General features: G+C 67.9%; 14 protein-coding genes. 4 read left to right on the forward strand and 10 right to left on the reverse strand.

Translation table 11 applies throughout. The annotated features are described in order from the left end of the window. The first annotated feature begins 6 nt into the window (after window positions 1-6). The gene (locus OHN19_RS30880) at window positions 7-5,967 is read left to right on the forward strand and encodes a hypothetical protein (protein WP_330267336.1); all 5,961 of its coding nucleotides are present in this window, start codon (window positions 7-9) and stop codon (window positions 5,965-5,967) included. Window positions 5,968-6,660: 693 nt separating this feature from the next. On the opposite strand, the gene OHN19_RS30885 is transcribed toward OHN19_RS30880, so the two are convergent. From OHN19_RS30885 to OHN19_RS30900, 4 genes are all read right to left on the reverse strand, one after another. Continuing rightward, window positions 6,661-7,740 (reverse strand): hypothetical protein, encoded by a 1,080-nt coding sequence (locus tag OHN19_RS30885; protein ID WP_330267337.1) that lies wholly within the window; start codon window positions 7,738-7,740, stop codon window positions 6,661-6,663. 72 nt (window positions 7,741-7,812) lie between these two features. After that, window positions 7,813-8,280 carry a hypothetical protein gene (locus OHN19_RS30890; protein WP_330267338.1) on the reverse strand — a complete coding sequence of 156 codons (468 nt, stop codon included), beginning with the start codon at window positions 8,278-8,280 and terminating at the stop codon, window positions 7,813-7,815. Window positions 8,281-8,897: 617 nt separating this feature from the next. Beyond that, complete coding sequence (locus OHN19_RS30895) at window positions 8,898-10,166, reverse strand: McrC family protein (RefSeq protein WP_330267339.1); 1,269 nt, start codon at window positions 10,164-10,166, stop codon at window positions 8,898-8,900. Beyond that, window positions 10,159-12,252 carry an AAA family ATPase gene (locus tag OHN19_RS30900; protein ID WP_330267340.1) on the reverse strand — a complete coding sequence of 698 codons (2,094 nt, stop codon included), beginning with the start codon at window positions 12,250-12,252 and terminating at the stop codon, window positions 10,159-10,161. Before OHN19_RS30900 ends, OHN19_RS30895 begins: the two co-directional genes overlap by 8 nt. A 139-nt stretch (window positions 12,253-12,391) precedes the next feature. Here OHN19_RS30900 and OHN19_RS30905 point away from each other — a divergent pair, with 139 nt between their 5' ends. Continuing rightward, window positions 12,392-12,619, forward strand: coding sequence for a hypothetical protein (locus tag OHN19_RS30905; RefSeq protein WP_330267341.1), 228 nt, complete (start codon window positions 12,392-12,394; stop codon window positions 12,617-12,619). Between the two features lie 33 nt (window positions 12,620-12,652). On the opposite strand, the gene OHN19_RS30910 is transcribed toward OHN19_RS30905, so the two are convergent. After that, window positions 12,653-12,916 (reverse strand): hypothetical protein, encoded by a 264-nt coding sequence (locus tag OHN19_RS30910; RefSeq protein WP_330267342.1) that lies wholly within the window; start codon window positions 12,914-12,916, stop codon window positions 12,653-12,655. Window positions 12,917-13,103: 187 nt separating this feature from the next. Next, entirely contained in the window at window positions 13,104-13,541 is a 438-nt protein-coding gene (locus OHN19_RS30915; RefSeq protein WP_330267343.1) for an ATP-binding protein, read from the reverse strand. 175 nt (window positions 13,542-13,716) lie between these two features. On the opposite strand from OHN19_RS30915, the gene OHN19_RS30920 reads away from it, so the two are divergent. Continuing rightward, window positions 13,717-14,601 (forward strand): helix-turn-helix transcriptional regulator, encoded by an 885-nt coding sequence (locus tag OHN19_RS30920; protein WP_330267344.1) that lies wholly within the window; start codon window positions 13,717-13,719, stop codon window positions 14,599-14,601. Next, the gene (locus tag OHN19_RS30925) at window positions 14,598-14,783 is read left to right on the forward strand and encodes a DUF397 domain-containing protein (RefSeq protein ID WP_330267345.1); all 186 of its coding nucleotides are present in this window, start codon (window positions 14,598-14,600) and stop codon (window positions 14,781-14,783) included. The genes OHN19_RS30920 and OHN19_RS30925 overlap by 4 nt, the downstream gene beginning before the upstream one ends. A 6-nt stretch (window positions 14,784-14,789) precedes the next feature. Here OHN19_RS30925 and OHN19_RS30930 read toward each other — a convergent pair whose 3' ends face one another. The 4 genes from OHN19_RS30930 to OHN19_RS30945 form a co-directional block, all read right to left on the reverse strand. Then, window positions 14,790-17,654 (reverse strand): competence protein CoiA family protein, encoded by a 2,865-nt coding sequence (locus tag OHN19_RS30930; protein WP_330267346.1) that lies wholly within the window; start codon window positions 17,652-17,654, stop codon window positions 14,790-14,792. A gap of 142 nt (window positions 17,655-17,796) precedes the next feature. Continuing rightward, a complete protein-coding gene (locus OHN19_RS30935; RefSeq protein WP_330267347.1) occupies window positions 17,797-19,038 on the reverse strand; it encodes a hypothetical protein in 1,242 nt (413 codons plus the stop codon). Between the two features lie 65 nt (window positions 19,039-19,103). Next, window positions 19,104-23,153, reverse strand: a complete 4,050-nt coding sequence (locus OHN19_RS30940) for an Eco57I restriction-modification methylase domain-containing protein (protein ID WP_330267348.1) — start codon at window positions 23,151-23,153, stop codon at window positions 19,104-19,106. Next, window positions 23,153-26,107 carry a helicase-related protein gene (locus tag OHN19_RS30945; RefSeq protein WP_330267349.1) on the reverse strand — a complete coding sequence of 985 codons (2,955 nt, stop codon included), beginning with the start codon at window positions 26,105-26,107 and terminating at the stop codon, window positions 23,153-23,155. The genes OHN19_RS30940 and OHN19_RS30945 overlap by 1 nt, the downstream gene beginning before the upstream one ends. Window positions 26,108-26,120 lie beyond the last annotated feature (13 nt).

Here is a 26,120-nt window from a genome sequence, read left to right on the forward strand (position 1 = left end):
GTGCACATGCAGGACCGCTACCGCGTCGTCACCGGGCCGCCGTTGTCCCCGTCGAGCGTCTCGGCCGAGGAACTCGAAGGATTGGCTGATGCGCTCAACGCCTTGACGCACCCGGCCGTAACCGCTCTGAACGACCTCACGGTCAACGCGGTGGAACTCGCCTTCAACTCCCTGTCGCCCAGGGACAGGCAGGATCTTCTCGGCAGCCTGGGCATCCGCATCGCGGCCCCTCGACGGGCGAGCAAGGCCCTCTGCGCGGACGTGCTGGGGAGGCTGCAACGCGAGGCACGGCAGCACACCTGCACCTGCGGGGTCAAAGGACTCACCCACATCGTGATGAACCAGGTCGGCCGTTTCGTGTTCGCTCAGGACGGCGAAGCCGTGTCCGACCCGGTCTCCCGGTGGGGCGAGCCGTTGGTCCGGGCCACGGTCTTCGCGTGGAGCAACGCCTCCGTCGGCGACGCCCACGTCCTTGCCTGGGCAGCGGACCAGGACTGGTTCGCCGGAGCCGCCGATGATGACGAGGCGGCGCGATTCGCCGCTGTCGGTGACGTGGCTCGGTCGATCGTGGCGGCGTACCCCGGCTTCGAGCCCGGCGTGTCGGAGGAGCGGGAGACGCCGCCCGATCCCGTCTCGGACGACGAGTCCGGAAAAGCGGCAGAGGGCACCCGGGCAGACGGGTTGGCGGAGCTCGACGTGGTCTGCCGAGAGCTGGAGTCGGCCCTCGTCCGCGCCCGTGAGACCTCGGAGAAGGTGACAGCCCTGGTCGCCGACGGATGCCCTCCGCAGGACGAGGACCTGGCGCCGCTGACCGTGCTCGGCGACACGTTCGATCGTGCCGAGGCGGTGTTCCGCGCGGCCGGGATCGTGGGGGTGCCGCGCCGTCTCGAGGACATGACACGCGCCGCGAGCGCGTACCGGGTGACGCACGAACATGACGTCCGGGCACGTGAGAATCTGCGGGAACTGCTGGATGTCGTATGCCGACCGGACAGCCCCGCCGCCGCAGCCACCGAGGCCGTGCGAGACGTGACCCGCCGCTTGTTGGACGCACCCGTGTGGGAGCAGAGGCAACGGGACGAGAGCGCCGCCCTCGTGGCCCTGACCCGGCTCATTCGGCTGGGGCGGCAGGCGGACGCCGCGGCGGAGATCCTGGTGCTGCAGGAACAGGTCGCGCGGGTGCTGCCCGCGTGTGCGATGGCGGCCGTCATGGCCCCTGAACTGGAGCTTGCTCAACCGGAGGCAGGTGCCACGGAGCCTGACGTAGCCCAGAACGCGGCGGACGTGACAGCCGCCGCCCTCACCCAGGAGCCTGCGCCCGCTCCCGAACCGGAAGCCCCCACGGCGGCGCCGGCGGTTGCCGGTCCTCTTGGCGCCGATGACGCACCGGCTCCGACACCCGCTGTCGGCTCCCCGGCGCCGCCCACACCTTCGGCTGCCGAAGTCACGCCCGAACCCGTCCAGGTCCCCACTCCGGAACTGGCCCCCACCGCGGCCACTTCCGCGAACGAGGACAAGGCAGGAGAGGACGAGGCCACTGTCGAGGACGTCACCGAGCGGGCGCTGGTGCGGCTGGTCGTCGAGCGGCGCTTCGGACTCGCCCATCATGTGGCGCGTGCCGGCGACCACCCCGAATCACAAGTGGCGGCGCTCCGCCTGGCCGGTGCCGCCGCGTTACTGACGTCCGGTGACAGCCAGGGCGCCCGATTGACCACGGACCTGCTGCAGAGCTACGGCGGATACGCGGGCCGCGACACGGAGTGGGGCGAGCTCCTGCTGCTGCCCGCCCTGCTGCGTACCGCTCTGATCACCGGCGATCATCTCGCAGGCGCTCAGCTCAAGGCGCTCGTGCCCAGACTCCCGGACCGTCTCGGCGAGATGGCGACCGCCGTGGCCGATCGTGCGCTCAGCGGCGCACTGTTCGCCTCACCACTGGTCGTCATCGCCGACGACGCCGAGCGGGATGCGAGGCTGCGGGAGTTGCGTGAGCAGTGCAACGCGCTGCTCACGCCACAGAGGTTGCGGTTCGCGCGGGCGACGGAGATCGCCAAGCGATGGCTGAACCCGGATGACGGGCTGCTCGGATCGTTGCTCATGACTGTGGTCCACGACCGCCGTGACGCGATCCAGCAGGTGCGGGAGCAGACCGAACGCCTGTCGAAACTGGCCGAGGTCAACAACGAGATCGACCGCATGGACCGCAAGCACCGCTCACCCAGCGGCAAACCTCTTCAGGGCGCCGGGCGACAGGACCTGGTGCATCTCGTGGAGCGCGCCGTCGGCCTGGCCAAGGAGTGGTGTCTGGTGGTCGACGGCACCCGCCGCGGCGACCGGTCCGACCGCAACCGGGCGGTCCAGGAGATCTCCTCGCTGCGCCAGTCCCTGTTGGACGCCAGGGAGGCCGTACTCGGTGAACTCGAACGGCTGGCCCGGCGCTCGGGTGCCCTCGCCGCCGCCACGGCATGGGCGGCACGCGCCTCTATGGAGGAGCTGTTCGCCCTGCTGACCGGCGACACCGCGACCATGCGCGCGGGCGGTTCACTCGCCCCTGAGCGCGTGCTGGACGTGGAGCTGCTGAAGGTGTGCGACACCCTGGACGAGCGGCCGTCGCTCGACCAGCTGCTCATGGCGGTCGACCGAAGCTGGCAGGAGGCCCTCACCGAGCGGCTGGACCACGATGCCTTCGCCGCGGCCCGCACCATCGTCGAGCTGGCCGGACGTGGCATGCTGCCCGCCGCGCAGGCCAAGGAGTTCACGCCGCCCCAGTTCGCCGAGATCGAGGAGCGGGAGGCCGTACGACGCACAGAACTGCGGAAGGCGCACGACGAACTCGTAGCCGAACTGCACCGCGCGCAAGCCGACGGCGCCGTGACCGACGACCAGGATCTGCGTCTGCAGGAGCTGCTGGCCGACGCCCGCGAGCGACTCGACGGCGCGGACACGCACGACCTGGTCGCCGTCCGGCGTGGACTCGACACCGTACGGAGCAGCCTGCCGGACTTCCGGCGGGAGGCGGCCGACCGGATCCGGGCCAGGCTCGACGTCCTGGACTCAACCCCGGACCAGCGGGCCCAGGTGCTGCGGCGCCTGGAGACCAATGACCTGGCCACCGCCGCCGACCTCGTCTACTTCCTGGAGATCGGCGAAGACGTCCCGGAGATCGAGAACGGTGAGTCGTATCTGGCCGAGTTCTTCCCGGCCGTGCCCGACGGCCTGCGCGGGGGCATCGACCGCGGCCTTGTCGACCTCGTACGGTCCTGTGGCACACACCCGGCCATCCCCGTTCTGGACTACAGCGCCCTGTCCACCGACGAGGCCGCGCTGGCGGCCGATGCCCTCGACGAGTGGCGGCTGATGGGCACCACCGAGCCGAAAGACCGGCTCCACGTTGCCTACACGCGGAGGGTGCCGCCGCTCCTCAAGCTCCTCGGCTACGACGCCAAGAGCGCCCGGCCGCTCGACGAGCGGTCCCAGCACCGGCGCGAGTACCGGCTCTTCGAAGCGACCGAAGTGGCGATCAACGGCAGGGCGAAGGCACCGGCGTTCGGCTCGCAGATCAGGGAGCAGGGCGGCAACCTCCGGGTGATGCTGGTGTGGGGTCGGCCGCCCGCCAAGGTCGTGATGAGCTGGGCGGAGCGCGACACCAGCGGAACGGGTCTCCTCGTCGTCTACTTCGGCACGCTCAGCCGCGAGGCCCGCGTCGAACTGGCCGTCGGCTCGGGACGGTTGTCGCAGCCGCTGCTGGTGGTGGACGACGCCGCCCTCGCCTATCTCGCGGCCCACGGCAACCGACAGGTCAGCACCGCCACGCAGATCCTGTTGCCGTTCTCCGGTGTCAACCCGTACATCAGGGAGAAGCGCGGCCGGATCGGTAGCGAGATGTTCTACGGCCGTGACGCCGAACGCAAGAGCATCCTCGACCCGCGGGGCACCCAGGTCATCTTCGGCGGCCGGGGCCTCGGCAAGTCGGCCCTGCTCGCGGACGCCGGGGACAGGTTCATGGAGCAGCGCCCCGGCTATTACCAGACGGTGTACGTGAACCTCGACCAGGAGAACATCGGAAAGGGCAGCTCGCTCGGGCCGGAGGCCCTGTGGAGCGTGCTGGACAGGAAGCTGACCGAGGCGCAGGTGCTGAACCGTCCCCAGGGGCGCAGGCCCGCCAAGGACATCTCCGAACGGGTGCGTGCGGGCATCCAGGCCTGGACCGAAGGAGACTCGCGTCGCCGTCTGCTGATCCTGCTCGACGAGTGCGACCAGTTCTTCGAGGCGGATGCTCCTCGTTTCAACCAGACCAAGAAGCTCAAGGGTCTCGGGGACGACACCAAGGACCGCGCCAAGGTCGTCTTCGCCGGCCTGCACTCCGTGCAGCGGTTCTCCAAGCTCGCGAGCAACGGGCCGTTCGGCCATCTCGCGCAGACGCCCAAGGTGATCGGCCCGCTCGCCCCCCAGTTCGCCGCCGAGCTGCTGGTCGAGCCGATGCGGGCGCTCGGCTTCGAGTTCCTGGACCTGGACCTCGTCAACCGGGTGCTCGGCTACTGCTCCTACCAGCCTTTCCTGCTCCAGATGTTCGGGCACCGGCTGGTCGAGGTGATGCACCGCAAGCGGGCGCGGCGCGGACCCGAGGGACCCAAAGAACCTCCGTACGCGGTGGAGCTCGCCGACATCGAGGTCGTGGAGTCGGACACCGGCCTCAGGGACAGCATCTCGGCGGCCTTCAAGGACACACTGAGCCTCGACCACCGTTACGACGTGATCGCCAACGTGCTGGCCTATCACGCCCGCCACCGTGGCCTGGAAGTGCGGCTGAGCGACACCGAACTGCGCGAGGAGTGCGAGACGTACTGGCGCAAGGGCTTCGAACAGCTCGACACCGAGGGCTTCCGCGCCTACCTCTCCGAGATGGTCGGTCTCGGCATTCTCGCCCCGAACCACGACGGTCTGGGCTGGCATCTGCGCGGTCCCAGCGCCCTGCGCATGATCGGCGGCTCCCACGAGGTGGAAGCCCGTCTGCTCAGGGCCGAGCAGGACTGCGAGCTCCAGGAGAGCATCGTGCAGGAGGGCCGTCCCGAACTGCCCGACGGCCGCCCGGCTCCGCTCACGATCACCCAGCTCGACGACCTGCTCGGCGAGCGGACCAACCAGACGAGGGTCGTCCTCGGCACCGCCGCGACCGGCGTCACCGACGTCGGCGACACCCTGCGCAGGGTCGCCGGACGCATCGCCGACTGGAAGCTGCCGCCCGTCGGCAACGCACGTGTCTACCGGCAGGAACTCACCGGCGGAGTGCCGCGTGAACGGCGGGTCGTCATCAGCGACTTCGCCAACTACCCGGCACGCCCGGAGGCCTGCCGGGAGGCCGTCGACCAGGCCGAGACGCAGCTCCCCGGCACGCCGGGCGTCACCCGCGCGGTCGTCCTCGTCACTGACCCCACCCAACTGGCGCTGTGGCAGCCCCTGTTGACAGGGACTGAACCCACCAAGGCCGCCCCCGTCGTGCTGCGCCGACACGACCGACGCAGCCTGCGAGGCTGGGCCCAGCGCGTCGAGATGTTCCACACGGAGGACCGCCTGGATCGCCTCCACGAACTGACCGGTGGCTGGCCCCTCCTGGTCGATCGGGCTCATCGTCTGCACGGCGAGCTGGGCGACCCCGACGAGGTGTTGCGCCGTTTGGCCGGCCTGCGCACGGACCGGGCCGAGGCACGCTCCTTCGCCGAGGCGACCGGCCTGTACACGGATCCGATGCTCGCGACGGGCTACCAGGCACTCGCCGCCGAGTTCAAGGAGGACCTGTTCGACCTGGAGAGCGCGGTGACCGCTGTGGCCATGACCGCGGCCCGGATCGAGGACGAGGACGAGGCCCGCTGGATCGTCACCTGCCTCGACGCACTTCAGGTCTTCGACCGCGAGCACGGCCAGCTGCGGCTGGAGCCGTTGCTGCGGGAATGTGTGGCGCTCCACGCATGACACCGGTTTGACATCGCGTGACGCGGTACCGGCTGCCCAGGCGGCCGGTACTGGTGTGGCTCCGCTGACGAGGGGGCTTCGTCCGGTACCTGCGAGGGGTCGCGGGCTGCGCACGACAGGGGGTACGTGGCTCATCCGCGCGGTCTTCATGGGGAGTCGCCGCTGCCGACAGGCTGTCCCGCCCGCGTACCACTCCAGGCACAGCATGCGATGCTTGCCGACTCGCGTCATCGACGGAGTGACCCGCTGCCAGTAGGAGTCCAGGGCCTGGTCGAGCGCCATGCGGAGCAGGACCGCGGTGGCACGGGCGCGAAGGCCGGGGGGAGGGTGGTCACGGTGCCGGTGTTGGGCAGAAGGAGGCGGGCGGCGGCCGTCACCAGGGCCTCAGGTGACGGGCGCATCGGGCGCCCCCGGGTGCTCTGGGTCCCAGCACTGCTCCGGATCGCCGCCACGAGCGCCTTGGTCCGGCGGACGAGCTCCTTACGGTCGTCGACGGTCGGCAGACGCGGGTGGGCACCCGAGTTGAAGGCCTCGATCCGTGCCAATTCACCCGGACAGATCCGCTCGACGGCTGCACGGGCAGGCCGGGCGCCGCCTGCGAGGTATTCCGCGCCGAGCGGCGGATCTGTTGCGCTGAGGGGGGAAGCGCACGTGATCGACGAGGCCCTGCACGGCGACCTGCGCCAGTGACGGTCAGCAGGTCAGGTCGCCGGTGAGGCCCGGTTCGTTCTTGTCGGTGGAGAGCAGGATCTGCTTGATCTTGCCGGTGTAGGCGCCCACGGCACCGTCGGAGGTCGCGCCGTCGGAGTAGTAGAGGGCGCTGGCCCACGGTTCGGCGTCCTTCTCGACCTCGGCCGCGACGTCCTTGAGCCGGTCCGACCTGAAGTTGATGTTCAGGCACCCGCCTTCCAGGTAGGACCAGTCGGCGTTGGTGCCCTCGGTCTCCTCGTCCGGCGTGGCATCCGAGGGGAGAAGGGTGAGCACGGCGTCCCGTGCCCGAGCTTCGCCGACCGGAGAGGCGAAGACGATGTCCACGCTGACGAGGTGCTTTTTGAGGCTCTTGGCCGGTGGGACCGTGGCGCATACGACCGCGTCCTCGGCAAGCCGGTAGGCGACCGGGTCGCCAAGCGGCTGTCCTGTCTGGCGTGCGCAGGCCTTGGACCAGGAGACACGCGGATAACGGGCGTCCCACCACGACAGCGGGGACGCCAGCCCCCGGCCACCGTGGGCATCCTGGGCGGCCCCGTTCAGGGTCTGCTTCGGCAGCGCGGCCTCCTTGTAGGGGGCGACATGCGGGCAGAACTCGGTCCGGAGGAAGTCCGCCATCGCGGCAGCCTGCTCCTGGGAGGCTCCGGCGCTCATGTCCGACGCCTGAATGCCTTCCCAAGTACGGTGCCCCACCGCAACGTTGCGGCAGGTCTCGACCTGCGTGGTCGCCAGCCGGCGCCGGGACTCCAGGTCCGTCGCCACGTCCTCGCCGAGACCGTAACCGTTGGCGTCGCCGACCTCGCCGAGCTGGTTCACCAGGTCGTCACCGACACCGGCGGCGCGCAGGAAGTCGACGACCGACGTGTCGTCGTCGTCCTCCTCCGCAGCAGCCCCCGCAGCCTCGGCGGATTCAGCATCGTCCGCCGCAGACGGCTGCGCGCTGGCCGCCGTGGCGGTCGACGAGGGGGCCGCTGCAGCGGAGTCGTCATCGCTTCCGCAGCCGACGAGCGTGAGCGCCGAGAGGATCAGTAGTGAGGTGGTGACGGCGCAACGAGCAGGACGCACTGGCTGGACTCCGCGAGAGTGGTACGTGGTAGGGGGTCGGGTACGGCAGACAGAAGGTGCTGGCGGCCTGCGTCAGGCTTCACCGAGGCGCTGAACAGCCGCCTTGATTGCGCCGAGTTCGTTCATGAGCCGGTCGACGGCGGCATCAAGGAGCAGCACGGGGTCGTGATCGGACCAGAAACGGACGAGCTCGGTGAGTTCATCGTCCCAGTACGTGTCCGGATCGTTCACCGGGAGGTGCAGATCCCGGGCCAGTTCCACGAACCCCGGGCCGGGCACGCGGGAGTCCTGCGACACGACCAGGGCGGACAGCATGGGTCGGCCGTGCTCCACCTCGTACCTGCTGACGCGTCCCAGCGCGGGGAACAGAGTGCGGAAAGGCGGCCGGCTCATGCCGGTGTTGAAACCCTCGGGGTCGATCAGCAGCCCCAGTTCCTTGTACGTCAGACACGCCTCGCGCGGCTTTGCCGCGTCGGCCTCACGCGCGCGGGCGCTGAGGACGCGGTGGATGTCGCGTTCGGTCGGTGTCAGGGTGATCACGACTAACTCCCGGAGTGCAACGGCCCGTCGGGCGTGCGTTCGTAAACGATGGCCCGTGGGCTGCGGCAAATGTACGGCACCGGGCATTCGTGCGGAAGTAGCTATATTTCATGGGGCGTTCGCTGGTCGGTGTGCATGTGACGGGCGCCGGTCAATGCGGGAAATCGAGAGCCTCCTGACCGGGCCCAGGGGTGCGCCGAGACCGCCGGTCAACCAAGGCGAAGGGGGTACGTGAAGCCTGCTCAAAGGTGCACCACTGACTGGATGGGCGCGACGGCACCTGCACGGGGGCGCCGTCCACGGGCCGTCCCGGGAGCCGCTCCCGGCCGCATGAAGCCGTGGCGGGTGCCACCATCCGGAAGTTGAACTGCGCGCCGCTGCCATCGAGTTGTAGGTGAATGCCCGGCTGCCCGAAGCGCTCGCCGACCCGCTTCGGCGCCGGCGCCGGTAACTTGTCGCTATGTCAGAGCGTGTCACGCCCGGTCGCGCGGACGGCCTGATCCCCCTGGGTGCCGCGGACGCTCTGTGGTTCGATCTGACGGCTGGCAGCCGCATCTGCAACATCGTCTGGAACGGGTGACGGCGCTGCGGCGGTCGTCACTGCTCGTGGCCGCCGCTCAGTGCGACGATCGTCCGCAGACCGATGCGGCCCGCTCGGTGAGCCACGCGGCCGCTCGTTGAGGGGGCGTGTGGGTGTCGACGCCGATGACGTGAACGGTGCCGAGCCTGCCCTGCGAGCCGTCGATCCGCAGAACACGATGGGCATGGCCGCCCGGCTGGGGATGGACGATCACCGCGTTGGGAGCGTCTGCGGGGGCGTAGCCGACGCTGTAGGTGAGGAGTTGATGGATGTCGGCGGCGCTGACGCCGTGGCGGTCGTAGCGCTTGTACTTGGCGTCCACGGGCAGCAGTACGCGGTGAGGCCGGTCAGGCGTCGCGAGGCTCAGGAGCAGGTCGGGGCGGAAGGTCGAGGTGTTGCCGAGGTCCCCGCGGACGGTGATGCCCGTCTCGCCGCTGCTGGGGACGGCGTGTCCGCCGCACGGGGCGGCGGCCTCGGCGCCGAGGCGTCGTACGACGGCTTCCCAGAGCGCGGGCATGGGCAGAAGGAGGCCGTCCGCCGTGCTGCCCAGGTCGGTGAGCAGGTCGGTGACGCCTCCACCGCGCAGCAGCAGGCGTGCCCAGGTGTGCGCGGGACGGTAGCGGGCGTTCAGGCGCGTGTACCTGATGCGGTCCAGGGCGCGCAGTGCCGCGTCCGGGGTGGCGGCCCGCGGAAACGCGCCGGCGATCCCGTGCAGGTCGCGAGCCAGCCCAGAGCCGGCCGTCAGCTTGAGCGCGACACTCAGGGCGGTCCCCAGGACGCGGTTGTCCCAGATGTCGGTCTCACGGTCGAAGGTGCGTATGTGTAACTGGTCCAGTTGTCCGTACCGACGCGTGGCCTGGGCGGCGAAGTCCAGTCGCCCCCGCAGCACCGGTTCCACGCTCTGGTGACGGACGTAGTCGCGGCGCAGCCCCTCGCGCACCAGCTGCTCGCACTGCTCCAGGAGGGCCGCTGCCACGAGGTCGGCGTAGCCTTCCGGGCCGGTGGCCCAGCGTCGTGACGTCGTCCGGACGGGCGTGGGCGCGTCCAGGGCGTAGGCGAGCCAGCCCATGAGCCGGTCGCCCGGGATGGCGAACTTGGGCTCGATCACGATGCGGACGCGGTCGAGGATCAGGACTCCGACGCACGAGTCCGCCCGCAGCCGCCATCCGGAGCGGTCGGCGCGCAGGGTGAGGTGACCCCCTGCCTGAAGGGCGTGCAGGCGATCGACATCCCGGGACGTGAGCTGTGCGATGTCCAGCGGAACGGACTCGTACTCGCCGAGGCGGACCTCGGTGCGCTCAGGCATCAGGACTCGGCTGACCGCCGCTGAACTCGGCGGCCAGGGCCGTGGCGAGATCCTGAGGAGACATGAGCGCCGTGCGACCAGTGTCCGCGTCGACCAGGCTGCCGAGGATGCGGTGGAGCAGGTCGGCCCGGCCGAGGCAGTAGTCCTCCAGCAGCGGGATCACCTCGTGGTGGAAGGCCGCGGCGAGGTCGTCCTCCGTGGCGATCGGCGCGCCCTCACGCAGCAGGTAGGCGTGTCCTATCTGGTGGTCGGCGTCGAGGTGCCGGGTGATGCGGGTGTTGAGGGACTCGAAGAACTCCGCCAGGTCCAGCGGGCCGACCGTGCCGGATACGGCGTCCGGGTCAGGCCCGACGGAAACGAAGGCGAAGCGGCGGCGTACGGCCGCGTCGAGGTGGCTGATGCTCCGGTCGGCGGTGTTCATCGTGCCGATGATCCGGATGTTCGGCGGCACGGAGAAGCGCCGACCGCTGACGGACAGGGTGAGGGGCAGGCCGCGCTTGTCGAGTTCGAGAAGCGTGATCAACTCACCGAAGATCCGGGGCAGGTCACCGCGGTTGATCTCGTCGATGATCAGGAGGTACGTCTGCTCGGGATGTGCCGAGGCCCGGTCACACAGGGTATGGAAAGCCCCGTCGGTGAGGGCGAGTGTGAGCCCGGGGCCGGTGGCGCTCAGATCCGGTTTGAAGCCCTCGACGAAGTCCTCGTAGCCGTAGGAGGGATGGAAGGTCACCAGATGGACCTGCTCGCCGCCCAGCATCTCGGCCTGGGCCGCGGAACGTCGGGCCGGGTCGGTGTTGATCGCGTCCGCGCGGCCGGCCATGAAGAGGGCGGCACTGAGCGCGAGCCGGGTCTTGCCGGTGCCGGGAGGCCCATGGAGGATCACCTGCCCCTTCCGATCCAGCGCGTCCAGTACGGCCCGCACGTCCTCGGGCGCCAGATCGGTGGACGACGGGACCGCCTGCGCGGGAGAGCCGGCCGCCCGATGTGCGGTGAGCCTGGAGAAGAGCGTCGGGTCGACCTTGGCGAACGTGGACCGCCAGCCGTGCTGGGGTCCTGACAGTTTCTGCGCGTGGGAGACGTCCCAGTCGACCGGGACCACATGCCGGAACTCCGGCCGTTCGGGATCGAACCGATATCCCCCGGTGACGGTACCCGTGGCGAGCACCTCGTCCATCCCACGGTTGGCCACCACCCGGTCACCGGCCTCCAGGTCCCTGAAGGCGAGGAGTCTGCGCGCGGTGGTGAGGCTACGACCGCTGCCACGAGGCCAGTTGGCGTCGAGGGCTTCCTGCAGCTCGGTGTCGGTCTGGTACTCACCCAGATCGCGAAGCTCGTCCCACCCCACGCAGATGAAACCGCCGTCACGGCACTCGTCCCACAGGCGTCCACGCTCACCGGGGGCGATCTTCCAGATCGTGCGCGTCTGGGGACGAGGGTCGAAGTCCTGGTAGAGGAAGGTCATCACCTCGTACGCGGACCAGCCTGCGAACTCCGGCCGCGACCGCACGAGTTCGAGGAGTTGCCGGTTACTGCGCCAGGTCGGGGAGTCGGCGCCCGACGTGCCGCCCAGCAGGGCGAGGAACTTCCGCAGGTGCCCCGCGGAGTAGACCGGGAGGAAGTGCTCGGGGTAGTAGGTGGCGAGAGTCTTGGTCACCAGCGCGGGCCCGAACCGCAGGATCTCGAGTTCGTCCAAGGCCGCGAAGTCGCCCGCGGCCACGGAAGTCAATGCCTGGAGGAACTGGGCTCGAAGGAGTTCCCACGCACCCTGTGGCTCCATCCCGCGCAGGGGCGCCGCCAGCCGCCACTCACCGGAGTTGTGGCGGTACATGATGTGCTTCGCGGCGCTGCCGCCCTTGATGCTGCCCAGGGACTGAGTACCGAACTCCATGAGCCGGCAATAGGTCATCCCCGGCCCCGACGGCTCCAGGCCCAACGCGTAGCGCTCCAGGGGCAGCCTGGGCCACTCCTCCAGGGGGAACTGGGCCAGCACCTGCTTGCGCTCCTGCTCCGCGCCGGCTTCGTCCTTGGCGGCAGCGCTCCGGTCGAACCGGGCCGCTGCTTCCCATATCCCCACACCGTCGGTCATGGGGGTCATGATGCCGGAACGGTGGTGGCCGCAGGGGGTGTAGCGCGTATCGGGTCTGCGTGGCCGCCTCCGCTGTACCGGTGGCAGAAATCCTGCCGCCCCGTGCCATGCTGTGGCGTTCTTTCAAGGGGAGGGTGACATGACCGAGAAGCCGCTGACGCACAAGCAGGCACTCGCCGCCGTGATCCAGGCGCTGGGCGGCAGCTGGGACACGGAGCGTGCCGTACTGGCCCTAAGGGTCGCCGGATACCGGCCGGCGGACGAAGAAGCCGCGGGCAAGGAAGCGCGCCGCAACCTGCGCGAGCTCGCCGACGACGGTCTGATCGTGAGGCCGGAGCCGGGCCAGGCGGTCTACCGGCTGGCGTAAACGTCATCCCGGCGGCGAGTGGACGCGCAACCGTCAAGGAGTGACGGGCTCCTGGAAGCCGTTTGCTTCGATGTGGGCGATGGCTGACGGATGTGTGGTCAGCCACTCGCCGCACACGCGCCAGTGATGGACGCTGCCGTCGCGGAACTCCGTGCGCACTTCCGCCACGAGCTTCTTGTCGCACTCGCCGCTTGTGGCCATGGAACAGATGACCTTGTCATGCTGCTCGAACGCCGGAATGTACGGGTGGATCGAGAGGATCGGAGAGCGTATCTCCCGCGCTGCTGCATGAGCCATGGCGCGGAGAGTAACAACGCGGCTTCTCCGACGCCTTACGTTCCGTGAGACACCCGGTCGGCGGTCACGACTCGTCCTCGTCTCCCAGTTCGTTGACGAGGGGTACGAGGAGCGGGTGGACGGAGAAGCCGGAAGCGGGGCCGGGTCCCGCGTCGTATTCGGCCTTCAGGACATGGACGGGAACTTGTCAGCGGGACCGGTGGCTCACCTCGGCCCAAACGGTCTTGCCGCCCGGCGGATGCGATTCGGTGCCCCAGTGGTCGGCCAGCGCGTCGACCATGAGCAGACCGCGGCCCGACTCGCTGTCGGCGGCCGAGTCGGTTGGTGCGACGGGGAGTTGCCCGCCCTTGGCGTCGGTGACTGCGATGCGGAGAACGCCGGTCGCTGTGTCGAGGGTGAGGGCGAGCCGGAAGTCGCGGCCCTGGACGCGGCCGTGCAGGGCCGCGTTGGCGGCCAGTTCGGCGACGATCTGCTCGGCTCGCTCGGTCACGTCAGGTGACAGGCCCCAGGCGCGGAAATGAGTGGTGGCGAGGAGGCGGGCGAGGCGGGCGCCTCGGCGGGTGGAGGACAGGAGCTGGGCGAACGTGGCCACGGAGCTGGGGGCTTGGGGAAGGGGTGCGTTCATGGGGCCACCGTGGTGGGTGCGCGGGGGCTCGTTCCAGAAGTGACGCCCGTACGGTGCGTCAGCGTACGGACACATTCTGTGGACGGTACGCGAGGTCTTCCGTCACGCTGGGTGCTGTCTGGCGTGGGGCGATGAGTAGCGCGTGGTGCCTGTACGGAACGGGAGGTGGCCGCGTATGACGGGCGGCATCGACATCATGGCCGACGGTGGCGACGGCGAGTCGGCCGGCGGCGAGCAGGATCGTGAGCCCGACCCCTCGGACAGTCTGCGGACCTGGGGTGCCGTCCAGCAGGCGCTGCGCGAGCACGCGGGGTACAGCAGGGCCGAGTTCGCGGACCTGGTGCGCTTCTCCAAGCACACCGTGGAGTCGGTGGAGCTGGGACGCAGGATGCCCGACGAGTCGTACGTGGTGCGGTCGGAGGAACTCCTCGGGAACACCGGGGCGTTGCGGAAGTCGTCGAGGTACGTCACGCGGGGGCGGGGGGATGTGGGGCTGGCGGCTTGGTTCCGGCAGTGGGCCAAGCTGGAGCGGGTGGCGGTGAGTCTGTGTACGTATGAGTGCCGGTTGGTGCCGGGGTTGTTGCAGTCGGAGGGGTATGCGCGGGCGGTGTTCGAGGGCACCGTTCCGGTGGCGCCGGATGACCAGCTTGAGGAGTTCATGGCCCGGCGCATGGAACGACAGCGGATGCTGTTCGAGCGGCCGACCATCCCGTTCAGCTTCATTGTCGAGGAACACGTCTTCCGGCGCCGGTTCGGGGGCGCTGAGCAGATGCGGGAGATGATCGATCGCGTGCTGGAACTGAGCGCGCCGCGCAACGTGACGCTTCAGATCGTGCCGCTTGAGGCCGGGTTGCACGCGTGTCTGGACGGCCCGGTGCAGCTTCTGGAGACGCCGAAGGGGCAGCGGCTAGCGTACTCGGAAGGACAGCAGAACGGCCGTCTGATCTCCGACCCGAAAGAGGTGAGCCTCCTCTATCAGCGCTATGACACACTGCGCTCGCAGGCCCTCAACTCCAAGGATTCCCGGGGTCTGTTGGAACGACTCCGAGGAGAGCTATGAGCGCGACGGAACTGGCCTGGTTCAAGTCCAGCTACAGCGGCAGCCAGGGTGACAGCTGCGTCGAGGTCGCTGTCACCGAACAGGTCATCTGCGTACGAGATTCCAAGGACGTGACGCGTCCGCACTTCGCCGTCGGGCGTGAGGAGTGGGCGCGGTTCGTGGGGTTCGTGGCGGACGTCTGAGCGAAGTCAGCGGTGCTTCCACAGGCCGTAGAGCCGCAGGACATCAAGCTGCCACTGGGAGTGCAGCTCGTCCTGTGACATGGGCAGGTCGCGGCCGAGCGAATAGGCCACGTGACGGTACAGCGGGTGCAGTTCCCCACTGTTCGTGGTTATCAGAGCGGAGAGCAGCGGCTCGCTTGCAGGGGTGTCCACGTCAGCGAGAACCAGAATCTCCCCCTGATCGTCCGGGCGCAGGTGCGGAAGATCCACGCCGGGACGGTGCCGGATGGCGGACCAGGTCGTGGTGGTGCCACCGTGTGCGGCGTCTTCCAACGCGGCGCGCACGACGGCCGCGAGTTCAGAGAGCTTCTCCTTGCTTGGCCGGGACTCGTGGTCCATGGCGGGATCAGAGGCGCTCACTTCATTCCGCGACGTGGTCGGTTCGTCAAGTCCTTCCTCGGTGGCTCGGAGAGCTGCTTGAAGGTCCTCCGGCAACTTGCCGCGGTACTTCCTCTTCAGTTCCTTCGCCTTGTTCAGGTCGCCACGAAGAGTGCTGGCATCTGCGACGCCGCCCTTCTGCGCAAGGTCGTGAAGCAAGGGACGAAGCTCTGCCAGGACATTCTCATTCTCGCGATCCCGGACCCATTCGCTCATGTCGCGCAAGTGGTCTCGGTAATTCGCCTGGTTCTCAGGCGTCAGTTTCGTACCGTAGACCTTTCCCGCCTCCTGCCAGACGCGCTTGGCTTCGGCGAGGTCGCCGGTCTGCCGGGCTCTGCCGAATCTCCAGCGGAGTCCGGTGAGTGTGCCAATGGCAGCGACTTCGGAGACGTGAGCTTGGAGGTCGAAGCCGGATCGGGCCTCAGGCGCGGATGGGGCGTCGGATGGTCCGGTTCCGGCAGTCTTTCGCTGTCGCTCGGTATCCGTGTACGCGTCGCGGATGCGGCCGACCTCCATTTGCCTGGCCCAGTGGACCTCACTTGAGAGGCCCGATACCGGACGGCCATGCCGCTGGAGGATCGACGCGAAGTATGGCAGGGGGTTGCCGTCTTCGGCGACGACGAGGGCCGCGTACATGAGGCCCCCCTCCGTAAGTGGCTCATCCACACGGAACAGGAGGTTGGCGCACCGTTCGTCAGAGAGGAGCTGGAAGGCGAAACCCGTCGCTTCCGAGAGCTCACGCCAAGTCACGTCGGCGGCGCCGTTCTTCGCACGTGCTCTGAGATGCTCACGCAGTGCGAGTACGAGCTGAAGTTTGGGGAGGCTCGCGGGTGAGATCGGCCCCCGGCCAACCTTGGGTTGCTGAGACTCTGGCACTTCCTGTGGACGACCCGCGGACGCGGGCGGGGCCTCTGCCTCCGCTGCCTTCCGACTCGGCGATGCGTCGGACCGGCGCGCGCCGAAGAGCTGGTACGCACGCTCCAGCTCTTGCTGATGGATTCGATGAACCTCTTGTGTGGACAAGCCTGGTGCCCAGCCCAGCTCGGTGAGCACATCGGCGAAGAAGGATGCTGGTCCTTCGCCGCCCGCAGTGAGCAGTGAGGACAGCACCGGTCTGTCCTGGGCGCGAGGGAAGTCCATTGCCACGAGCAGCTTGAGGCGGTGTTCCGGCGTGATCGCTTCTGCGCCGTTCCCCATCGCCCGGACGAGCTGGGGCCAGGTGACTTGGCCACCGGACCGAGCGATGCGCTCCAGGTTCTGCCGGAGGGAGGCGACGATCTCGGGGTCGCTGAGGCCTGGTCGTCGTACGACGGGCACCGCTGTCGGCCGTGATGTCTGAATGTGGGCGGTTGCCGTCGAGGCGGGCAGCACGGGTCTGAGTCCGTTCCAGCCGGCAGCCTCCCGGGCGTCGAGGCGTCGTGCCCGGCTCGCGAGAATGAGCCAGGCAGGGGCGCGTTCCGGGGTGCCGGTGCCAGCGGCGAGAGGGGTCAGCGTCACCCCGTTTCCGAGGAGGTAGACCCTCGACGGGCTGGGGGGCGGGGTGATCGAGGGAAGGACGATGCGGGCTCGGAGCACTGACGCTCCCAAGGGCTGAATGTCCGCGTCGTAGACCCGCCCCGTTGATCCCGCTGGCGGGCGTACGTCGTTCCGTGGCACGGCCCCTGTGAAGGCCACAGTGTCATCGGCCAATTGGAAGAAGACATGAGTGGCTGTGGTGGCAGTCTCGGTCGAACGGTGGGGCATGATGCCCTTGGGCGTGTGCGTAAGGCTCGGCGTGATGATGCCTTCGCGCGTCATCGAGCATTCGGACAAGGTCGTCCACTCGATGATGCCGCCGGGAAGCTGGGTACCGACGCGCACCTCACGTGTGGCACCGACGGTCCGGCACTCGATGCGAATCGCGTATCCGTGGGTCTTCACCCGGTCGTAGGCGAGCATGCTGTCCGGGCCGAACAACCACTCGACGCCGTCGGCTCCGTTGGCGAGGTCTTCTGCCTCCTGCTGCCACTGCCGGAGGCCCAGCCGCGCCAGCTGAACGCGGACGAGCTGCCGCCCGCCGGACAGCCGGAAGTCCACGGTCCCGCCCGGCCTGTCCCCGACCGTCCGGTACGACGCCTTGGTCTTCCGGTGGTTCTGCCGGGCGAGCCAATGGGTCAGGGCCTGGCCGATGTAGAGATGGTCGGCGCTGGACTCGCCGTTCGCGGTGCGGCGGCAGTGGACGGGCGGACGGTGGGCGAAGTGGCACTTCTTCTCGGTGTACCGCTTGGGAGTGAGTTTCTTGCCGCAGCCTCCGAGGAGGGTTCCGCAGTAGAACTCGTCGCGCGAGCGGCCTCGCATGAAGGTGCCGAACTCGTCGTGGTCGTACGGGAGGAAGACCGGTACATCGGACCCGGCACGTCCGATGACAGCGGTTTGGACTTTGCGGGTGTCTCCCTCGTCGGGGAACGATGTCATGACACGGCTCCGGGTGGCGATGAGTCAGGGGTTGCAGCAGGGAGCGGTACCGCGATCGTCACGGCGGCGTGGTCTCCCGTCGGCCTCGCCGCGGAAGCCGGAGGGCGCCCGCTGGGCTGGCGGGCGTGGGTGGACGCCTCGGTCAGCCTTCCTCGTCGCCGCCCCCGCCCCGGCGACGCACACGCTCAACGATCCCGCTGGAGAGCCTGCCTGTAGTCGTTCTTGCCCGGTCGAGGGTCTCGTTGCCGAGGCTCTTGGCGGCGCCGACGCCCTTCGCTCCAGTCTCCAGCGCCTTGTCCCTTACCTCGGCCGCCGCTACCGCCCATCGTCTTGCCTCCGACGACCGGCTACCGGACTCGATCCCGAGCCGCCCATGGAGGCCATGGATGCCGTTCACGACATGGTTGCTCGACTCAACGATGGCCGGGGACTTGGTCGGGTGCATCAGCACCTTCGCATTGGCCTCACCTGCGGCCGCGTTCATTCGGGCCAGCAGACGCTCGGTGCTTTGCGAGATGAGATCCAGGCGATTCTGCCGGGCGATCCGAATTCCGATGCGATGCCGGTCCAGTTCCTCCGGAGCCGCGTCCAGAACGCGGTCGAGTTCGAGCACTGCGATCGCATCCTGCAGTTGGAAGCAACGAGCCAGAACGGCGAGCCATTCCGCTGCCCTGGCCTCGGCCTCCCCGGCAGCCTCTACGAGATCAGCGACCTTCGTCTTGCGCTCCATCTTCTCCGCGAGGGCGTCGAGTCGACGCAGCGCGTACGCCTGGGCGGTCGCGAGTGTCTCCGACGTGTTCTGCACCTTCGACCATGTGATCTCGGAGACCCGGCCCACCTGCTCACGGATGGTCATTGCCTCCCCGATCACAAGCTCCACTCCGACCATCTCCGCCAACGCCCTGTCCTCCTGGGCGCGGAGCACATCGGTGACCTTCTCGTCGATCGCGGCGAGGTAGTCCGTGATCTCGTCCATGGTTTGCTGCATCGAGAGCTGCGCCATGAGCCCCGCGGCCCCAGCCAAACGTGCCGGGTTGGTCAGAAAAGAGCCGGCCCCTTTATCGACCTGAAGCCAGTTCTTGATCGAGCCAGGTTTCCCCACCATCGCATGACTGATGCCTGGCGTCTTGCTTTCCATGAGTCCGAAATTCTGGACGCGTTGCGCGGACTCCTTGGTCAACTTCACCCAGAAGGCGGAGTTGGCAGCAACCTCCGAACCTGCCTGCGCGGCTGCAGCTCCGGTGCCGAAGACGGACTTGAGCTTCTTCGGTTTACGGTCCTTTGATGACAGTCCCTCAGAGACGAGGAAGCGTTCGACGTCCGCAGCGTTCCCGATGACCGCAAGTCCGTCACCGTCACTGATCAGCTGTATCTCGTTGTCCATTGCCCGCTCCTGAAGTGGCTTGGCGCAGTTGAGGTGGTCGGGATGCCTGCGGCAATCGCCGACTGTCAGGCGGGGTGCCGGGGGCCTTGACCCGGGGGCGGGGTAAGGGTGGAGGTGTAGTTCTCGCCATCGACGAGCGGGTTCTCCAGGGTGAGGCCGGCGGCGGCCATGCGGTCGTACTCGGCGAGGATCAGTTCTTTGGTGCGGTACGTGCCGTACTTTGCCTCGTCCTTGCGGCGGACGATGGGGAAGGTGTCGAGGATGTAGTCGACGTCTTCGCGTGAGATGCCGTAGAGGTGGAAGAAGAGAGCGTCGAGTTCGATGCGAATGCTCGTGCGGCGGATCTCATTCCAGCGGAATGGCGCACCATTGTCACCCAAGTCGGTCGCAAATGGCTGCATGTCGTTTGCGCTGTACGTAAGCTCCAATACGCGCGGGATAATGAAATCCCCGTGCTTGCCGAGCACTCCAGGCATTGGGACAGGAATCTGCTCCGAAGTGCTCAGGGGAATGCTCGGTTGGTTGAAGCTGTTCCGAAGAGCGTAGTCGTATGCGAACGAATTGAATGCAGCGACCAGCAAGGCAAGGTGCACTGCCGTCGGACCCGCTGACAAGATCCACCCATAGGAAGCAGCCCCCCAGGGGATGATTGCAGCGATGCTCGTGCGCTCGTCATTATTGCGTGCTACACGGCGATGCCCCAGCATGCCAGTAGTGCACGCAAAATTGCGTCGCTGCTGACGCTCATTTGTTTCTTGAGAAGAAACCCAATACTGGGGTTGCACGACAAACTTACTGGAGGAAAGCTGAGCTTCTGAAGACTCGCGATCCCCTTTGGAATCGGCGAAGCGGTGATTGTATTGATGCCCCATGCGCCCTTCATAGAGAGGGAGCATCCTTTCCGGTCCTCTAACAAAGACGTTGCCTTCTAGAGTCCAACCGTCGGCCACCAGGTCGTCGTGAACGCGAAACAGCGCCGAGTCGTCCGTCATGTTGAACAGGCCCTGTGTGAACTTTACATCCCAAGAATTCCTTTGCTGTTCTTGATGTGCGATCAGGATCGGCGCTCTCCGGTACATGCCAAGAGTCACCTCAGCGTCAACACGGGAGCGGAATACCGGACAAGTTCCAGTGTTTGGATTGAGGAGATTAATTTCCTCTGGCGTGAGGAAGAACACCTTATCGGGATCAGCGAGGTCAGACGGGTCCTGCAAAAAGAATGCGAACCTGGCAGCCGACTCACTCAGTGATCGACCGACTGTAGACAAGATGCTGAACTTCATGCGTGAGTCGACAGCAGGAAACAGGCCCCCTCGATTCTCGAAGTCATAAATCGCGACCAACGAACCACTCTCGACGAGGTTCTTGAAGAGAAATTGAGTGACTGCGTCGGTCGCAATGCCGGTTGGCGTAAGGAGGCCCATGCGTCCCCGGTCGGCGGTGAGGCCGCCGATCTTCTCTACAAAGAGGGCGTCGAGCTTGTAGCGATTTGCACCCTTAACTTCACGCATGCCGCGAGTGTACAGGGGGAAAAGACCAGAGTTTGACACGAAATGCGGGATGGATTTCGCATTACGTAGGGCATTTTTATATTCGGAGTAGATTTCCGGATCTTTAGTCTCCAGGTTGGCAATCAGTGCCTTCCGTTTCGCTCCTGCCGCCTTGGGGATGTCCTCTGATAGGCCAGCGAAAAATTCCTTTTCCTTGAATTCAATATTTTCCCACGGGGGGTTTCCTGTGATGCAGGAAAAGCCGCCACTCCAGCCGGTTGATGGGTTGCGGTTGGGGTCCTGCTCATCTGCTGTGACGCGGAATACTTCCGGGAACTCCAAGTGCCAGTGGAAAAAGTGATGCTCGTCTCGCAATCGCACGATTTCTTCATGCGTGGTCTTCGGTGCGGCGGAGGCTGTGGGGTCTTGCAGGGCGCGAAAGGCATCCTCGGTCAGTAGCGGCGGAGCATCGGGCGTCTTATACCAAAGGAATGTAGCGCACCAAGCATCAGCTACATGGAGAGCATGGATGTAATCGGCTGTCTGTGACCATTCGCGGTAGGCGGATTCCTGCCGATTTACCTCAGTCAGGGTGTCCGACGGGGCAGTCACGATGCGGTGCAAACTCGCTGCGAAGACTGTGTTGGTGACCTTTGTTTCCTGAGTCAAGTCGAAGAGGCCGTGCTGGCCTCCGCGTTCCAGGTCATTCTGCTTCTCCATGGATTTCGCGAACTTCTTGTTGTCGCCTTCAACCGCCCTGAAGGCTGTGCTGGGGATACCGTCTTGTAGCAACGCTGGTGTAGTGCCAATCAGAGCGTTTCCATGCTTGACGTGCGCGTCCAGGAAGCTCAGCGGCTTGCCCGGTTCCAAGGCCTCCAGCCACAGTGACACCTTGGCCAGATCCACGGCCATGGGGTTGAGGTCGACGCCGTAGATGCAGCGCGCGACGACCTCATGCAGAGCGTGGCGTACCGCGTCCAGCGTGGGCTCCGGGTTGCGTTCGCGGACGGCCGCGACCCGTTTAGCGATACGGCGGGCCGCCGCCACCAGGAAGTGTCCGGAGCCGCACGCCGGGTCGCACACCGTCAGAGAGAGCAGCTCATTGATGATCGCGTCCGCCGGATCGGCCGCACCCGATCGCGCGGCCGCCTCCTCACCGCGCTGCACGGCATCCCTTATCACCGGGTCCAACGTGGTGTTCAGCAGGCACTCGATGAGCGACGACGGCGTGTAGTAACTACCCGTCGTCTTACGGGTGTTGCCCGCGATCTCCACCAGCGTGAATGTTCGCTCAGCCGCGCTGTACTTCGGCTCCAGCTCCAGCAGGGACTCGTAGACCGACCCCAGTTCCTCCGCGTCCAGGTGCCGGTAGTCCACCGCCCGCCAGCGGCCCGAGCTGCTGTCGCGGACCTGGGAGAGGTGCCGTACAGCCGTCAGAAGGACCTCGTTGGAGAGCTTCAGGTCGCGCAGCGGGGCGTCTGCCTCCGTGTCATTGAACAGACCGCCGAGGCCGGGCAGGCCCAGCTCGGGGCGGCCCTTCTCGTCACCGAGTGCCGCGAGGACGATCCTCAGCGCCTCGTACAGGTCGCCGTGCGCCGTGCCCCGCCGCTTCCTCGCGTGGGCGCGCAGCCTCGCCGAGGAGAAGTACGTCTCGTACCGCTCGCGCGCGATGTCATCCGCGCCCGGCGACAGCAGTGCGTCGCGGTCCTCGGCGACGAAGACGAAGAGCAGGCGGTACACCATGCGCAGCAGGGCGGCCTGCAGCGCCTTCGGGCGGACGTCTTCCCGAAGCGCCGTGTTCTCCGGGTGCCGTAGGAAGCCGGTGCCCAGCGCGGTGATCGCCTGCTGGACGCCCTTGCGGAGCTGGTCCAGGGCGCGCGTGCCCGAGGCGATGGCCTCAGTGCGCCACTTCTCCAGCCAGCACGACGACGGCGCCGCCCCCTCCGCCACCTCGAACCGCGACGCGTGCAGCAGCCGGTACAGCAGCACGAACTCGCTGAAGAGCTCACCATCGAAGATCGCTTCGAGGTCGAACTCCACGTACGACGCCGTGGCGAGCGCGCTGGAGTCGCGGAGCAGGCGGACCTGGCGGCCGTTGGTCAGGACGCCCCACAGGTGGGCCTCGGTGCGGTTCAGGCACTCCTGGAACATCGACTGCGGCGGGACCGTGCCGGCGCCGCCCGGCCGCTTGTCCAGCTCGGCGTTCCAGGCCGCCTGGTGGATGAGGGCGTGGTGCCAGCGGTGGGAGACCGGGAACTTCTTCTCCGCATCGGAGTCGGCGGTGATGCCTGCCGCACCGATGTGCGTGAGGCGGCCGAAGCCCAGTTCCCGCCAGAGCGGGGTCAGCCAGTCGTTCTCCGCGAGCCCGGTGGGGTCGCTAGCCGGTACGCCCGTCTCCCGGTCTTCCGGCAGCCGCTTGCGCAGCTCGCGCCACAGCGGCTTGAGGTACTCCCAGCTGCGCTCGGCCTCGTCCCGTACCGAACGGGACGACGGCAGGCCGTAGTCGGCGGGCTTGGAACCCGGGACATCCTTGCCTTCGGAGATCCGTACCAGCATGTCGGCCGGCAGCAGCCCCCCGACCGTGTGGACGGCGGTGAACACCTGGTTGCGGGTGGTGGCGGACATTAGGCGGACACTCCAACCGAAACGGAAGCGGCTGCGGGCAGGTAGACGTAGGCGCCGAGGATGTCGGCGGGCTTCTGGGCGGTGACCGACAGGCCTCGGACGATCTCGCCAGAGGCGGCACGCACCCGGCGGTGGGCCGCGTCCAACTCGGCGGCGAGTTCATCGCCGTACGTCTCCAGATAGCCGTTGACGTCCGGCAGTTGGCCGAGAATGCGGGTCATCGTGCGCTCCCCGAAATGCGGGTCGGTGTTCTCCGACGCCGTCGCCTCCAGCAGAGCCGTCGCCTGCTCCGGTGTCAGCCACGCCCCGTTCTTCGGCGCACCCTCGAAGGCCAGCAGGCGAGCGTCCTCCGCCACCAGTTGCCGTTCGCCGCTCCGGGACGGCAGTGTGAGGTGGAAGCGGTAGCGGACCAGCAGCAGGGTCGTCCTTGTGCTGACCGCGTCCGTCGTGATCACCCCGCAGCGGCGGGCCGGGCGCGCGCCCTCCGCCTGGGTGTCCAGCGCGGCATTGAGTACGTGAGACGCCAGGGCGCCTACCACCGGGTCCGTGCGGACCAGGGCCGCCTCGCCGCGCGCCACCGCCGGGTCGCCGCGGAACGGGATCTCGCGGTCCTTCTCCACGACCTCCGCCCCCACCACCGGCGCCAGCGCGTCCCGCAGGCCCGCGGGGGTGCCGCCGACTTGGGCGGCGAAGTCCCCGGACTCGCGGCCAGCGCCATCGGCGCCCCGCAGCACCGCACCCAGCGCGCCCAACGCCTCCCGTACGAACGTCCGGATCTCCCCCGCACCGCCCAGCGCCTCCCGAATCGACGCGACCTCGCGGGCCACTTCCTCCGGGTGGATGGACCGCTGGGCGAACCGGGAGCGGGACTGCCGCTCGCGTTCCGCCGCCGAGTTCCAGTCGCTGTCCAACTTCGCCGTGCTCACCTTGAACGCGTCCGCGCTGAACAGCGCGTCCTCGTTCTCCCGGCCGCGCATCAGCAGCCATTCCACGATCGCGTCCGTCACGCCCGTCGACAGCTCGTCGGGGACGGAGACCGAGATGCCGAGGTCCTTCTTGATCTGGCGGTGCTTTTTGATCAGTACCTCCAGGACCTTGCCGTCGATGCCGTTGTCGTCGCCGTACAGGGTGATGACGCGGACCTCGTCGCGGCGCTGGCCGTAGCGGTCGACGCGGCCCTCGCGCTGGTCGTGGCGAGTGGGGTTCCAGGCCAGGTCGTAGTGCACCACCGCGTCGAAGTAGTGCTGGAGGTTCACACCCTCCGACAGGCAGTCCGTCGCGATCAGAACCCGGCGGGCCGCCGCGTCCTCGCCGGCCTCCGCCGCCAGCGCCTCGATCCGCTCGATGCGCTGCTGCGGGGACAGCTCGCCGGTGACCGCCTTGACGACCGTCTTCGCGCCCAGGGGGCCGCGCTTCTTCGTCTCCGGGTCGTTCGCGAGCTGCTCGGCCAGGTACTTGGCCGTCGGGATGTAGCGGCAGAAGACGATCGGGTTGTAGCCGTCGGCCAGCAGAGCCTTCAGGTGCTTGATGAGCGCCTTCAGCTTGAGGTCCTTCTCCGGTCCCTTCAACTGCTCGGCCAGCTCCGCCAGTTCTGCCAGCTGCGACTTCACCGAGCCCTCGTCCGTCTCCGCGCCCGGCGCCACGTCCATGCCCTCCATGGCGTCACTGTCGGCCGCGTCGCTGTTCAGCGGGGCGCCCAGCTTGTCGGCCTCCTCCGCCGACGCCGCGATCGCCGCCGCCGAACGGGTCGTCAGGGTCTGCGCGGCTGCCGCCGGGGACGACACCAGCGAGCGCAGCAGCGCGATCGCCGACCACCAGGCGATTCGCGCCTCCCGTTTGCCCTGCCCGCCCGCCTGCTCGACCCGCTCGCTTGCGTAGGCGATCGCGTCGTCCAGCAGGGCCCGGTACTCGGGGGACAGCTTGTACGTCTCATCCTTGAAGAAGCGGTCCGACGGGAAGGCAGTGCGTTCCGCGAGGGAGTCGTCCGCCAGGCCGTCCTCCTTGGTGAGGTACTGGCGTACGTCCGCCCGCTTGCGGGCCACGAAGTGCTGGGCGAGCAGCTTCCTGCCCGTCTCCGACTCCAGGTTCACGTGGGCCAGCTCCGGCTTGACCAGGCCGAGCAGGTTCCGGAACGCCGACTCCTTGCCGCTGTGCGGGGTCGCGGTCACCAGCAGTAGATGACGCTCGGCGTCCTCCGCCACCCGGCGCAGCAGCTCGTAGCGCAGCTGGTTCTGGGAGTTGGCCGAAGTGTCGTCGGCTGCCACGCACGTATGGGCCTCGTCGACGATCACCAGGTCGGGGCAGTGGCGCACGAAGTCGTCGCGGTGGCGCGGGGACTTGATGTAGTCCGTGGAGACGATCACGTTCGGGTACCTGTCGAACAGGGACTGCCCCAGGTCCAGCCCCCGCTCCAGCCGCGACACAGTCGAGGACAGCACCAGCTCCGCGTCGATCCCGAACTTGCTGCGCAGCTCCTGCTGCCACTGCTCGGCCAGGGCCGGGGAGCAGAGGACCGCCAGCCCGGTCGCCTCGCCCTGCGCCAGCATCTCGCTCGCGATCAGGCCCGCCTCGATCGTCTTGCCGATACCGACGTCGTCCGAGATCAGCATGCGGACCGTCTTCTGGCGCAGGGCCATCAGCAGCGGTACGAGCTGATACGCGCGCGGCTCCACCGCGATACCGGCCAGCGAACGGAACGGGCCCGCGCCCGAGCGGAAGCCCACGCGCAGGGCCGTGCGCAACAGGCCCGCCGCACGCTGGTCGCCGAGGTCGGTCGGCTCCGGCGGGGCGAAGCGGGCCTCCTCGACGGGCTCGAAGGGGAACACCGCTGCGATGTCGTCGTCCGAGCCGCCGAGCGGGCGCAGGACGAGCAGGTCGGGCTCGCTCTCGGGGAGTACCACCCACTCGCGGCCACGGGCCTTCACCAGGGATCCGGCGGAGTACGTGAATGCCATAGCGCTCTTCAAA

It is taken from the genome of Streptomyces griseorubiginosus (genome assembly GCF_036345115.1).
GTDB classification, from domain to species: domain Bacteria; phylum Actinomycetota; class Actinomycetes; order Streptomycetales; family Streptomycetaceae; genus Streptomyces; species Streptomyces griseorubiginosus_C.